Annotated in this window: 7 protein-coding genes; 6 read left to right on the forward strand and 1 reads right to left on the reverse strand. The window is 38.1% G+C overall.

Going from position 1 to position 13,296, the window contains the following annotated elements; translation table 11 throughout:
* Positions 1 to 14 precede the first annotated feature (14 nt).
* The 5 genes from ahpF (at position 15) to ACJV45_RS02985 (ending at position 10,330) form a co-directional block, all read left to right on the forward strand.
* Entirely contained in the window at positions 15 to 1,646 is a 1,632-nt protein-coding gene (gene ahpF / locus ACJV45_RS02965) for an alkyl hydroperoxide reductase subunit F (RefSeq protein ID WP_419397621.1), read from the forward strand.
* A gap of 79 nt (positions 1,647 to 1,725) precedes the next feature.
* A complete protein-coding gene (locus tag ACJV45_RS02970) occupies positions 1,726 to 2,625 on the forward strand; it encodes a LysR substrate-binding domain-containing protein (RefSeq protein WP_004125920.1) in 900 nt (299 codons plus the stop codon).
* Between the two features lie 269 nt (positions 2,626 to 2,894).
* Positions 2,895 to 6,194: a tetratricopeptide repeat protein gene (locus tag ACJV45_RS02975; RefSeq protein ID WP_419397622.1), complete on the forward strand. Its 3,300-nt coding sequence runs from the start codon at positions 2,895 to 2,897 to the stop codon at positions 6,192 to 6,194.
* A gap of 86 nt (positions 6,195 to 6,280) precedes the next feature.
* Positions 6,281 to 9,172 carry an NAD-dependent DNA ligase LigA gene (gene ligA / locus ACJV45_RS02980; RefSeq protein WP_419397623.1) on the forward strand — a complete coding sequence of 964 codons (2,892 nt, stop codon included), beginning with the start codon at positions 6,281 to 6,283 and terminating at the stop codon, positions 9,170 to 9,172.
* A 9-nt stretch (positions 9,173 to 9,181) separates the two neighbouring features.
* Positions 9,182 to 10,330, forward strand: coding sequence for an Mrp/NBP35 family ATP-binding protein (locus ACJV45_RS02985; RefSeq protein ID WP_419397624.1), 1,149 nt, complete (start codon positions 9,182 to 9,184; stop codon positions 10,328 to 10,330).
* 63 nt (positions 10,331 to 10,393) lie between these two features.
* Here the strand turns inward: ACJV45_RS02985 and ACJV45_RS02990 are convergent, their stop codons facing one another.
* Positions 10,394 to 11,761: a DUF349 domain-containing protein gene (locus ACJV45_RS02990; protein ID WP_419397625.1), complete on the reverse strand. Its 1,368-nt coding sequence runs from the start codon at positions 11,759 to 11,761 to the stop codon at positions 10,394 to 10,396.
* Positions 11,762 to 11,857: 96 nt separating this feature from the next.
* On the opposite strand from ACJV45_RS02990, the gene hisS reads away from it, so the two are divergent.
* Positions 11,858 to 13,258 (forward strand): histidine--tRNA ligase, encoded by a 1,401-nt coding sequence (hisS, locus tag ACJV45_RS02995; protein WP_353582775.1) that lies wholly within the window; start codon positions 11,858 to 11,860, stop codon positions 13,256 to 13,258.
* The last annotated feature ends 38 nt before the right edge of the window (positions 13,259 to 13,296 follow it).

Below are 13,296 nucleotides of genomic sequence, written 5' to 3' on the forward strand. Positions count from 1 at the left end.
AGAAAGTGAAAATAATGTCTTTATTGGATTCAAACTTAACTACTCAACTTGCTGGATTACTAACAAAAATGGTTAATCCTATTAATCTTGTTGCGTATGTTGAAAATGACGAAAATTCTCAAAAAGTTATTGAGCTTTTAAATGAAGTAGCAGATCAAAGCAGCAAAATCACTGTTATAAAAGGTGATAAAAATAGCGCAAATCGCAAACCAAGTTTTGCAGTACTTAATCCACAAACTAATGTGTCTGTAAGTTTTGCTGGTTTACCTCTTGGACACGAGTTTAGCTCTTTAGTTTTGGCTATTTTGCAAGTAAGCGGTTATGCTCCCAAAATAAGCGATGATCAGCGCAAAGCAATTTTGAGCATTGGAAGTCATGAAGTTACTACATACATGTCTGTTTCTTGCATTAATTGCCCAGAGGTTGTTCAATCACTTAATACAATTTCGATTATTAATCCTAAAGTAAAACATATTGCTGTAGAAGGAAGCGCTTTTAAAGACGAGGTGGATGCTCTTGGAGTTATGAGCGTTCCTGCTGTTTTTGAAAACGGAAAGATGATTTCTTCTGGAAGGTCTTCTATAGACGAATTAGTTGCGATTCTTTTAAGCCAAGAGAAAAATAGCGATTCAAGAAATTCAAGTGATTCTACGGTTTCTGGCGATTCTTCATTAGCGCAAAAAATGAACGCCAAAAATCCGTACGACGTTATTCTCGTAGGCGGAGGTCCTGCTGCGAGTGCTGCAGCGATTTACACAGCTCGCAAAGGTCTTAAAACAGCAATGATTATGGATCACAGAGGTGGTCAAGTTGTTGAAACTGAAAGCATAGAAAATCATATTTCACAAACGCACACAACAGGTGCAAAGCTTGCTAACGATTTAACAAACCACATTGCTCAATACGACATTGACGTATTTACTCCCGATTGGGCTACATCTTTAGATATTGCAGAAGAACCTTACGGATTGCACACGATTAACACCAAATCTGGCGGAAGTTTAAAAGCTAAAGCAGTGATTATTGCAACTGGAGCTACGTGGAGAACTCTTGGTGTTCCTGGGGAAGATGAATATAGAAACAAGGGAGTGTCGTTCTGCCCGCATTGCGATGGTCCATTGTTTAAAAATAAGAATGTTGTAGTTGTTGGCGGAGGAAATTCTGGAGTCGAAGCTGCAATAGACTTAGCAGGTGTTGCAAATCACGTTACTCTAATCGAGTATATGAACACACTTAAAGCAGATCAAATATTAGTTGATTCTTTAAATAATCTTTCTAATACGACTGTAATAACAAGTGCTGCTCTTAGTGCTATAGAAGGAGATGGTACAAAGGTTATTGCAGTGCATTATACGGATCGCAATGCTAATGGTGAAAACAGTGAGAAAATTTTGCACACAGACGGCGTGTTTGTTCAAATTGGTTTAATGCCAAATACTAAGTGGATTTCAGACAAACTAAGCTTGAATAATCGTTCGGAAATAGTAACAGATAGAAAAGGATGCACGAGTGTTCGTGGCATTTTTGCTGCTGGCGATTGCACAGATGAACCTTATAAGCAAATTGTTACAGCATATGGATCTGGCGCAAATGCTGCTCTTAGTGCATTCGACTATTTAATTAGAAATGTGCAAAAATTAGATTAACTCTTAACCCATAAGCTTTTAATGCTTAAAATTTACATATATTATATTTTTTACTACCTTTAATAAGAAAGATGATTACGTGAACATTAAATCGCTTGAATACTTAATTGCTTTTGCAAAAGAGGAAAGTTTTACAAAAGCAGCTGAACGTGTGCACGTTTCTCAACCAACGTTGTCTACGCAAATTAAAAAATTAGAAGATTTGCTTGGAGTTTGTCTTATTGAAAGAACTCCTGGAAAGCAAATTCTAACTCCAGCAGGCAGAGAGGTTGTGTATTATGCAAAGCGTATTCATGCCGACGTTTCAAGTATTTATCAAGCAGCAAGGCGATTAGAAGACCCATGGTCGTCTACTATAGTTTTAGGCGTTTTTCCAACATTATGCCCTTATCTTTTGCCAAGAATAATGCCAGTTTTGCGTAAAGTTAAGCCGAATTTTAATATTCGGTTTGTAGAAGAAAAGTCTGCTAGCCTTGTAGAAATGTTGCATAGCGGTCAGATTGATGGCGCAATATTAAGCGAGCGATTAAATGAATCTTCTTTAAAAGTAAAACATATTTTTGACGAGGACTTTTTATTGGCTGCTTCTACAAATTCGCAGTTTGGTCATGAAAAAACTCCAATTGATGTTTCGCAATTGTCTAGCCAAAAAGTGCTACTTTTAGAAGATGGTCATTGCATGCGTAGAAGCATGATAGATGTATGTCAAAAAGTTGGCGCAAAGCAGTCTGAATTTTGTGCTACGTCTTTGGAAACATTAAGATACATGGTTGTTGGAAGTAAAGATGTGACTTTGCTTCCGCGTCTTTCTATTCTTCCTCCAATTGTTCAGCCGTCAGGATTGACAATTCGCGAGTTTAAAGATCCAAAACCATATCGTTCACTGTATTTAAACTGGAGAGCAGCTTCTCCTGTAGACCAAATTATGGACGGTTTATCTAAGATTATTTCTGGTGCATGCGCAAATTTGCATAAGTGAAGTTAATAAAATTTATATTTTTAAACTTTAAAAGTAATTAAAGCATTCACATCTTAGATTAAAACAAGATTGAAATGAATATAATTTGATTTTGTTCTCAAAGAGTTAAAGCATATTCTACTTCTAATTGTGTTTTTCGAATCAATAATCAGCTATACTTAAAATGTTTGAGTAAGAATAAATGCAACACGTGTGGAAATCACTTAAATATTTAGTTTTACGGGTTTTACGAAAATAGTAGTTGGCTTTAAAACGAAAGAACGAGGAATATGCAAGACGAAGTGCAATCTAGCAAGAAAATAGATTCTGCCGAAAGTAATGAGGAAAATCGCTCAGATATTGCAGATGATAGTATGCAGATTGTGCAGGAAACCATTAAAACATTGTGGGAGAATAGAGAATCTATTCCAGTTAGGCTATTTTCTATAAAACATATTTTTAAAGATTTTCCAATGATGCCAAAAAACGTAAAGTTAGGTTGGATTAAACTTTCTGGGAAAAAACATGGTATAGCTATTGGACTATTCAATGATGATTGCAAGCGTTTTCGTCAGCTTGCTGTTGCAGATTTTGAAGGTCGTGTTTATACAGGACATGACATTTCTATTGAGGATACGATAGAAAGAATACCAGAGTTATCTTTTGTAGAACAAAATTCTATGACTCTTAAAGATTCGTTACGTTTCTACGGTGTTGATGATAAGAAGATTACTCACGCGAGTCATGCGCGTAAAAAAGTAAATTCAATCAATAAAAATAATCGTGAATCTGATTTAGTTGTGATAAGAGGAGATGTAGTTGTTCAACTATCACAAGATGAAGGCATGCAATGGGTATCATCTTGGATTCGTAAAGTTAATGACAAAAAAGAAGCATATACTCTTGAAGAAACTAGAGTTTTGCTTCCTGACAGACTCCGTTGCAATCTTTCATACTGCGATGCTATTTCAACATCTTTCTTTGCATCGTTCTTTATTCCAGATATAACGAGAGCGTTTAGCGGTTTTGGATCTGGCAATATTTTTAGGCGTCTTACAAAGGAAGCCCCTCTTGGAGCTATTAGAAGAAGCATTATGGATTCAAAAGTGGCGGAAAAAGCAGGTTTGCGTGTTTCGTCAATGGAAAAATATTTTGCTTACCTTATGTTAGATTCTGGCGCTTTAGAACATAGTGGTCCTCTTGAAGCTGTTCATGGGGCAGAACGCTTGCATCTGCAAAAGTCGCAAGTTTCAGACGCTAATTTCCTAGTATGGGATGATTCTTTAGAAGCAAAAGCTGCGTTGAAAGTATTGCGAATAGAAGGTGCCATTAACCGTTTCCAGTCCATTAGTAGTTGTTTAGAAGAAAATTGTGCTAATGGTGGTAATTTAACGGAAAATTCTGTAAACTTTGGTCAAATATCTGAAATAGATTTATCGTTTATAGAAGATCCAGCGTTTTGCGCTAACGGCGAATTGGATATGAATAGTTTTGGTAATCCTTTACAAGACGACAATATTCGCCCATTAATGCACTTGTGGAATACGGCAAAAAAATCTAACGACCTGTATATTTACAAGTCAGATGGATCTTCTAATTGTGAATGGTCTTATAGGCAAAGATTATCTGGATTAATTAGAAGTCTTTATTTACCATTTAGATTTGATACTGATTTTCGCTCTAATCTAGAAGACGGTAATGTTGCATTAGCATTTATGGCAACTGGCAATTCGATGATGCCAACTAGAAGATTTGATTCTGCTAACCAAAAATGGATTACTTTAACTAATGCAGATAAGTCTCGTATGACAACTGATTACAATCTTCGACTTGGAATAATCATGGCAACCCTTGCATTTGGAGCAAGTGAAGAAGTACAGAATGTATCTATAAGATTAGATTCAATAGGCTTAGAAGAAATGGTTGCTGCTCAAGATGATGCTATGAGTAAAATCCTAAATCAAACAATTAATGCTTTGAATAATATGAATCGTGAGGCAGCTCGTTCTAAAGGCGATCCTAAAGATGGAGATATTCATGGAGATGTTAATAACGGATTAGCGAATGTTCAAGATTTACAAAACTTTACTAATCATCCTATTCTTCACGAAGATGAAGTGACTGTGTCTGATAGTAGCAATAAAGCCACTGCTGGCAAATCGATAAACTCTAGTGATAGCTACAGTGATACTGAGATTAGTAATAGCAATACGAACGATATTGAATCGGACTCTATTGAACCTGATCCTATGGATGCTTTTAGCAAATATCCAACTGTAAAGTCTTTATTGACAGTCACATTCAATCGCGGATCTTTTATAAAACATATTCGTGCAAATGGGTTGAATAATCCTCTTGACGCATACAAGAAATTTAACGCAAATATGAAAATAGATGGAGAAGGCGCATTAAACCCGATTGAACCAAGCTTTGATCTGAGAGATAGTTGTTTTTCTCCTCATGGAGCACAGGAAGAACCTGAGTTTTCAGATGTAATTTTTGACATTAAATCTCAAAAAGCATTAGGTACTACCAACTCTAAAGGTCTTTCAATTCAAAGAGAAGATTTATTACAACAGGCTGTTGCAGATTTTCATCACATATCGTCAGAAGTAATGATATCTAATGCAGAAAAAGCTCGTATGGCAATGGATATTGTGGAAAGTATTGACGATCCAGAATTAAATGAGAAAGCCAATCTTATAACAAGCGCTTTAATAGACGAAAAAGAAATACCAGAAATATCTTTTAAAGTTTCAAAAGATATTTATAATATGAGACTTCATGCTCATGAACAATTTATGAGTGGAGACTTGGAAAATGCCATCGAAGAATACGAAAATGCAGTAAAACATTTCGATTCCATGTTTTCTTTCAACGATGTTGTACCAAGATACTTTAATTCCTACGCAGAGCGAGTTGTCTACAATCGAATATTTGCGACCCAAAATGAACGTATGATACTTATACCAGATGGTCTTTTTTACGCACATATGGAGTTAGCAGATTTACTAACTCAACTCAACAGGCATGAGGATGCACTAAAACACTTAAACACAATGGTTTCATACGCTCCAACATATGTTATTTCTCATCTCAAGTTAGCTTCACAACTTACAGAGAAAGAAGATTGGACTTCTGTAGAAGCAGTGTGTCTAAACGCATTACCAGTATGCTTTGATAGAGAAGACGCCGCTTTTATATACTACAGACTTGCTTACGCAGAATGGATGCAAGATAATTTCCCTCTTGCTGTAGCAGCATATAAAATGGCAGACAATTTATCTTCTGGAAAAATTGAGTCTATTGAAATAGAGCTTGATGAATTACTGAGCCGCATGCAGTCACAGTGCATTCCAGCTCCTAATGATATGTCTCAAGTAGAAGAAGTTTTAAAAATAAACAATGTTCCAAAATGGCCAGATGTTGAAGCTTATGAGATTATCGATGAAGCTGCAAAAATAACAGTAAACGAGGGAATGTTTGTTATTGCACGAACGCTTTCCGTTGCAAGAGCAAGAATGCTGTTCAGCAACAATTCATCAGATAACGTTGTTCAAATGCAGTTTTTGCGCTCGCTTAACTCATAAACAACTCTTATTAAACAGTAATTATAATCAGTTATTGACGCCTGTCTGGTAGATAGGATAGTTAAAAGGTTTTGAAGGGAAAGCTTATGATTGCGTCTAATAGCGATAAGTCGTCACACGCAGTTGGAGAACAATTATCTCTTTTCGACGATTTTGATGATTCGCTAAATAATGATAAATCAAGTGTTAACAACGATTCATTATCTTCAAGCATTAACAAAGTCGATAATCAAAACCAAAATGTTCATGAGCCAAGCGAGAATAATACATCTAGCACATCTAGCACATCACACGAGTTTAGTTCAACTACAGATTTTAATGATTGGATCTCTAAATTAGAGCCAACAGATGTAGACGCTATTGCATTATCTAAGCTAGAACCTTCGCTTTTAACAAGTGAGCAGGCTGCTAGATTATGGGCAAAATTAGCTGCCTGGGCTCAATCAGACCAGATAGCTTATTATGTTGATGATTCACCAAGTAGTTCTGACGCTGCTTATGACACAAGAATGCGAGTTTTAAGCTCACTAGAATCTACATTCCCAATATTAGATACGCCTCAATCACCAACACATAGAGTTGGCGGAACTTTTTCGAACGATTTTGCGTCAGTTAAACATCCATCAAGAATGATGAGTTTGGATGATGTGTTCTCATTAGAAGAGCTAAAATCTTGGTACGATAGCATTATTCGCGATTTAAAATGGCCTCAAAATAAGCCATTGCCAATGACATGTGAAGTAAAAATCGATGGACTTGCGTTAAATCTCATATACAGAAATGGAACTTTGGAACAAGGTCTAACTCGAGGAGATGGCGTTACTGGAGAAGACATATCTCTGAATGTAAGAACAATCGAAGAAATACCGACTCAGCTTAAATGCGAAAATTCAGACGATATTCCGGAATTTGTGGAAATTCGTGGTGAAGTTTTTATGAAATGGGCGGATTTTAGAAAGCTGAATATTGAGCAAGAAGATTTAGGAAAGCCTGCTTTTGCTAATCCAAGAAATGCTGCTGCAGGGTCTTTAAGACAAAAGGATCCTAGAATCACTGCAACAAGAAGATTAAGCTTTATAGCGCATGGATTAGGCGATTTAAAGTGGAAAGATTCAGTAAAAAAAGATTCCGAGCATCAATCACATACGCAAACATCGTTTAATCAGTCAGACGCATACGAGCTGTATAAAAAATGGGGAATACCAGTATCTCCTTATACTCGCAAAGTCACGTCTTTTGAACAAATAGAAGATATGATTGAATACTATGGAGAACATAGAAACTCTATTATTCATGCCTTAGACGGAATTGTAGTTAAAGTAGACGATCGTGCTTTGCAAAGAGAACTAGGGTCTACATCTAGAGCACCAAGATGGGCAATTGCGTACAAGTATCCTCCAGAAGAAGTAAATACTGTTCTCAAAGACATTGTTGTTCAAGTAGGAAGAACAGGTAGAGTCACTCCTGTTGCTGTTTTGGATCCAGTAACCGTTGCAGGATCTACAATATCGCGCACAACATTGCATAATCCTTACGAAGTTGAGCATAAAGGTGTTCTTATAGGCGATACTGTTATTGTTCGTAAAGCTGGCGATGTTATACCAGAATTAGTTGGTCCAGTACTAAAGTATAGGGATGGGAATGAAAGCAAATTACGCAAATTTGTTATGCCAGAGTATTGCCCATCATGCGGATCTAAGCTTGCACCTGCTAAAGAGGGAGACAAGGATATTCGTTGTCCAAATGTAGAAAACTGCCCAGCACAATTAACAGAGAGAATAATTAATCTTGCATCGAGGCACGCATTCGATATTGAAAATCTTGGAGAATCTTCTGCACTAGCTTTAACAAATCCAGAAGATTCTAGACCGACAACTGCAGAGGTCTATCATCCTGATATTGACAAAATAGTAGTTCAGCGCGGTTCTTCTTTGCAACCAACTATTCCAGAATCCGTGTTTGATCTTCCAAAATCTCAAGAACCTGTTATAAGAAGCGAAGCGGATATTTTTAACATTACTGCAGACGATTTGCGAAATATTAAAGTTTGGAAGGAAATACCTCTTGTTGAAGAATGGAAAGAATTAGGAAAAGACGGAAAATTAAAGAAAAGAACTAAAAAAATAGGCGGATCTGGATTGTGGAGACAGGTTTCTGCATTCTGGACTAGACCCTTAGAAGCTACAAAAAGAAAATCCAATGATGATTCCAACAGTGATGAGCTTAAGGAATCTTTAAATCCAGATTACCCAATGTTTGAAGTTCCTTCTGACGCTTATGTAATAAGGTTAGTTGAAAAGAAAATTCGTAAAAATAATGTTCTTCAAACAGTGAGTGTTCCTGAATACACTCGTCCAAGTGAAACAACAAGAGCAATGTTAGAAGAAATAGCTCAAAAGGGTAAGTCTGCAACACTTTGGCGTGTGCTAGTGGCTTTGTCTATTCGTAGACTTGGTCCGCCTACAGCACGACTAATAGCGGCAAGATTTGGTTCAATTGAGAATATTTCTAAAGCATCTGTTGAAGATTTAACACAAATTGATGGAGTTGGTCCAGAAATTGCCCAAGCAGTATACGATTGGTTTGAAAAATCGAAGAATCCTCAAGATTGGCGTAGTGAAGTTTTACGTAAATGGAATGAAGCTGGAGTAGTTGGATCTTCTGACTCTTCTAATGCGGACAGTGTCGAACAGACTCTTAGTGGCAAAACGGTTGTTGTTACGGGATCATTAGAAGGTTTTACCAGAGATTCAGCTAAAGAAGCTATTTCTTCTAGGGGAGGAAAAGCAGCTTCTTCTGTTAGCAAAAAGACGTATTGCGTTATTGTCGGAGAAAATGCTGGTTCTAAAGCTACTAAAGCAGAAGAACTTGGTATACCTATGCTAGATGAGAATCAATTTAAGATTTTGCTTAATACTGGCAGTATTGAATCTGCTCTAGATAGCAAATACGAACTTGATTTTAAGAGCGAATCGTAAAAGTTAAAAATGAGCAGCACTATTGAACTCGAAACTCGCATTTACGATCTATTAGGAAGTGTTATTGATCCAGAATTAGGTCGTTCAGTTACTGAACTAAATATGGTAACTGGCATACACGTAAGTGAAAAACAAAATGTCACTGGTGTATGCGATTTTGATAATTCTTATCCAACTTATGATGTGACTATAAGCATAGAACTTACTGTTCCAGATTGTCCTCTAGCACAAGTAATTACACAGAGAATTCAATCAGCTGTAAAAAAATATCCTAATGCAAATCTCGTTTCTCACGTAAATATAAGCGCTATGAGTAAGGATAAGCTTGCAAAACTTGTTTCGGATTTGAAAGAGGAACGTAAAGAAAATCCTTTTAATAAAAATGGCGTTAAAACAAGAATTTTTGCTATAGCATCTGGAAAAGGGGGAGTTGGAAAATCTTCCATAACTGCCAATTTAGCAGCCACTTTCGCGGCTCTTGGATACAAAACAGCAGCAATAGATGCAGACGTTTATGGATTTTCTCTACCGCGTATGTTTGGTGTTACAAGTCAGCCTACTAATTTGAATGGCATGCTTATGCCAGTAGAAGCTTGGGGAGTTAAACTGATTTCTATTGGAATGTTTGCTGGAACAGATCGTGCGATTTTGTGGCGTGGTCCTCGTTTGCAACGTTCTCTTGAACAGTTTCTTTGCGACGTTTGGTGGGCAGACCCAGATGTTCTTCTTTTAGATTTGGCGCCTGGAACTGGAGATATGGCTTTGGCTGTTGCTCAATCATTGCCTAATGTGGAGCTTGTGGTCGTTACAACTCCTCAGCCTAGTGCTTCAGATGTTGCCGTTAGAGCAGGGCTTATGGCGTTGCAAATTCCAGTTAATGTGCGTGGAGTTGTAGAAAATATGAGTTGGTTTGAAAATAATGGAGCGCGCTTGGAAATTTTTGGTTCAGGTGGCGGAAAACGCGTTAGTGACCAGCTTTGTAAAGCTCTTGGTAAGAATGTGCCTCTTTTAGCACAAATTCCGTTAGATACGAGTATTAGAGAAATTGGAGAGTCTGGCAGACCTGCAGTTCTTAAAGAGGACGGAAGTCTAGCAAATTCACAATTAGCTAACACCTTTATTCAACTTGCAAAGGCTTTAATGGAAACTGTTAAATAAAACTATTAAATATGGGGTCACTTAATTTCTAAGTAACCCCATATTTAAATGATTAACGATTAATTACTTAATAGCATTCAACCATTGTTCTTTTGTAGCTTTTTCAGCCTGAAGCTTAGCCTTACGCTTTGCATCTTTTTCGCTTGCAATCTTAGAATCAAGCTCCTCGAGCTGAGCCTTCAATTGTGTAGCAAAACTAGACTTACGAGCATCTGCCTCTGGGTCAGCATCTTTCCAAGCAGCATCTTCAACAGCCTTAATCTTCTTATCCACATCATTTAAGCGGGATTCAATTCTGCGCATATCTTCGCGTGGAACAAAACCAATCTTGTCCCATTCTTCTTGAATCTCAGACAATGCTTTGCGAGCTGCTTTTGCTGCTTCTTCATCTTTAACAGGAAGAAGAGCTTCTGCCTTAACAAGCAAAGCTTCCTTCTTGGAAAGATTTTCTTTTTCACCAGCATTCATCTTTTCTCTATCTTCTTGACGAGCATGATAGAATGCGTCTGCAGCTTCGCGGAACTTAGCCCATAACTCATCGTCGTGCTGACGACCAGCATTTCCAGCCTTCTTCCAGCGATCCATCAAAGCATTAAACTTCATAGAAGTTTCACGCCATTTAGTTGATTCCTTTAAGCTTTCAGCTTCAGCAATAATGGCTTCCTTAATTTCTTTAGCAGTATTTCTTTCAGTATCACGTTCCTTAACCCAAGCGTTGCGTGCTTGAGTGAAAGCAGAACGAGCTTTAGAAAATCGCTGCCACAAAGCGTCAGCATCCGCCTTATTGAGATGGATAGTAGTGCGCTGATGTTGCTGCCACTTGTCAAACAGGGAACGAAGCTTATCTGAAAGCGAACGCCAATTTGTAGAATCACCTATTTGAGCAACTAATGTTTCTGCTTGTTCAACAATAGCAGTACGTTCTTTAAGAGCTTTATCTAATTCATCTTTGCGAGCTTTTGCAAGTTCTTCTTTTTTAGATGCAGCCTTAGCCTGCAATTCGGCGTGTCGAGCATTCAAAGCAGCGATGTCTCCAACTACCGATGGCTCTTTAAGATCTGCCTCTAAAGTAGCTAAAGTCTCATCAATTTCCTTAGGTCTCACATTAGACGACTCAAGTCTTTTTTCGAAAAGATCAAGCTTGATTTTTAAGTCAAGATAACGATGTACGTAGAAAGTCAAAGCATCTTCTGGAGTACCAGTAGAATACTGACCTACTTCGCGTTCGTCAGCTCCTTCACGAACATAAACGTTTCCATTTTCATCAACTCGCCCAAAGGTTTTAGCGGTTTTAACATCTTCGTCGCTATACGAGATAGTTGGAACTGCAGCAACAACGCGAGCCTTGTTAGCAAAGTTTGCAGGCGACGGCGCATGCGGCTTTGGGGTAGTTTGTTTAGTAGTTTCTTCAGGTTTAGTCTGTTCGGTCACGGGTCGACTCCTTACAGCAAATGCACGGTAACAGTGTTACGAATAAGTATGACGGTAAGCCATGATTTTTCCGCAACATAACCTATTATAGTGGACATGGTACAAGGCTCATCAATATCTGGTTTTCCAGAGTGGCTTCCTAGTGAGCGCGCTGTTGAACAGCGTGTTATGGACACATTGCGGGAAGTATTTGAATTAAATGGTTTTATAGGCATTGAAACTCGTGCTGTTGAGCAGGGTTCAAGTCTGTTAAAAAAAGGCGAAACTAGCAAAGAAATCTATCTTTTGTCTAGATTGCAAGAGGTGGGGCATGAAAGCGACACTCCTGTTGAAAATCGAATAGGTTTGCATTTTGATTTAACAGTTCCTCTTAGTCGTTATGTTGTTGAACACACTGGCGATTTAGCTTTTCCTTTTAAGCGCTGGCAGATGCAAAAGGTTTGGCGCGGCGAACGTCCGCAAGAAGGACGCTTCCGTGAATTTGTTCAAGCAGATATTGATGTTGTGGGAAATGGTGATTTGCCGTCTCACTACGAAGTAGAGCTTCCTCTTGTTATGGTAGAAGCACTTGAGCGTTTGCGCGAATTCGGATTACCTAAAGCCACTGTTCATGCCAATAATCGTAAGCTTTCTGAAGGTTTTTATCGCGGTATTGGTTTAAGCGATATTGAGGGAGTTCTTCGAGAAATCGACAAACTCGACAAAATTGGCGCTGAAGAAGTTGCTAAGCTTTTGGTAAAAGAGTGCGGAGCTACTGAATCTCAAGCTGCTGCATGTTTAGAATTGGCTGAACTTACTGCCGAAACAGGAGATGAGTTGAAGTCTCGTTTCGACGAATTATGCGATAAGCATGATATTTCTCGCAGTGAAGATAACGAGTCGTACACTTTAGCTTCACAGGGTGTTGAAACTCTTGCAATGATTGTGGATGACGCAGCAAAAATTCGTCCAGGTGCTGTTGTGGCAGATTTGAAGATTGCGCGAGGATTGGATTATTACACAGGTTCCGTGTATGAAACATTCTTAAATGGTGCTGAATCCCTTGGATCAATCTGCTCTGGCGGACGCTACGACAATCTTGTTTCTCAAGGTAATAAAAAGTATCCAGGCGTAGGTCTTTCTATAGGACTTTCGCGTTTACTTTCTTATATGCTTCACACAGCTGGTGCCACTGTTTCCCGTGTTTCTCCTGCTGCAGTATTGGTGGCAGTTTGGAATGAGGAAGATAGGTCTGCTTGTAACGAGATTGCTCGAAAGCTTCGTTCTAGAGGAATTGCTGCTGATGTTTCTCCAAGTGCAGCAAAACTTGGTAAGCAGATCAAATATGCAGATAAGTTAGGTATTCCTTATGTGTGGTTCCCAGCTGATAGTGCAGATTCTGAATCTATCCATGATGAAGTGAAGAATATTATTACTGGGGAACAAGTTTCTGCAGACGTCACGTCTTGGCAACCAGATACTGTTTATGCCCGGCAGACTGTTTCTTGCGCTCAATAATTTGCTTTATATTTTAAGAATATATTTTGCAATATTTG

This window comes from Gardnerella lacydonensis, from assembly GCF_048545055.1.
In the GTDB taxonomy this organism is placed as follows: Bacteria; Actinomycetota; Actinomycetes; order Actinomycetales; family Bifidobacteriaceae; genus Bifidobacterium; species Bifidobacterium vaginale_C.

What these genes read in the sequence shown, in the direction of transcription:
- ahpF (WP_419397621.1), top strand. Translation starts at nt 15, where the DNA reads ATGTCTTTATTGGATTCAAACTTAACTACTCAACTTGCTGGATTACTA.
- hisS (WP_353582775.1), top strand. Translation starts at nt 11,858, where the DNA reads ATGGTACAAGGCTCATCAATATCTGGTTTTCCAGAGTGGCTTCCTAGT.
- ligA (WP_419397623.1), top strand. Translation starts at nt 6,281, where the DNA reads ATGATTGCGTCTAATAGCGATAAGTCGTCACACGCAGTTGGAGAACAA.
- ACJV45_RS02985 (WP_419397624.1), top strand. Translation starts at nt 9,182, where the DNA reads ATGAGCAGCACTATTGAACTCGAAACTCGCATTTACGATCTATTAGGA.
- ACJV45_RS02975 (WP_419397622.1), top strand. Translation starts at nt 2,895, where the DNA reads ATGCAAGACGAAGTGCAATCTAGCAAGAAAATAGATTCTGCCGAAAGT.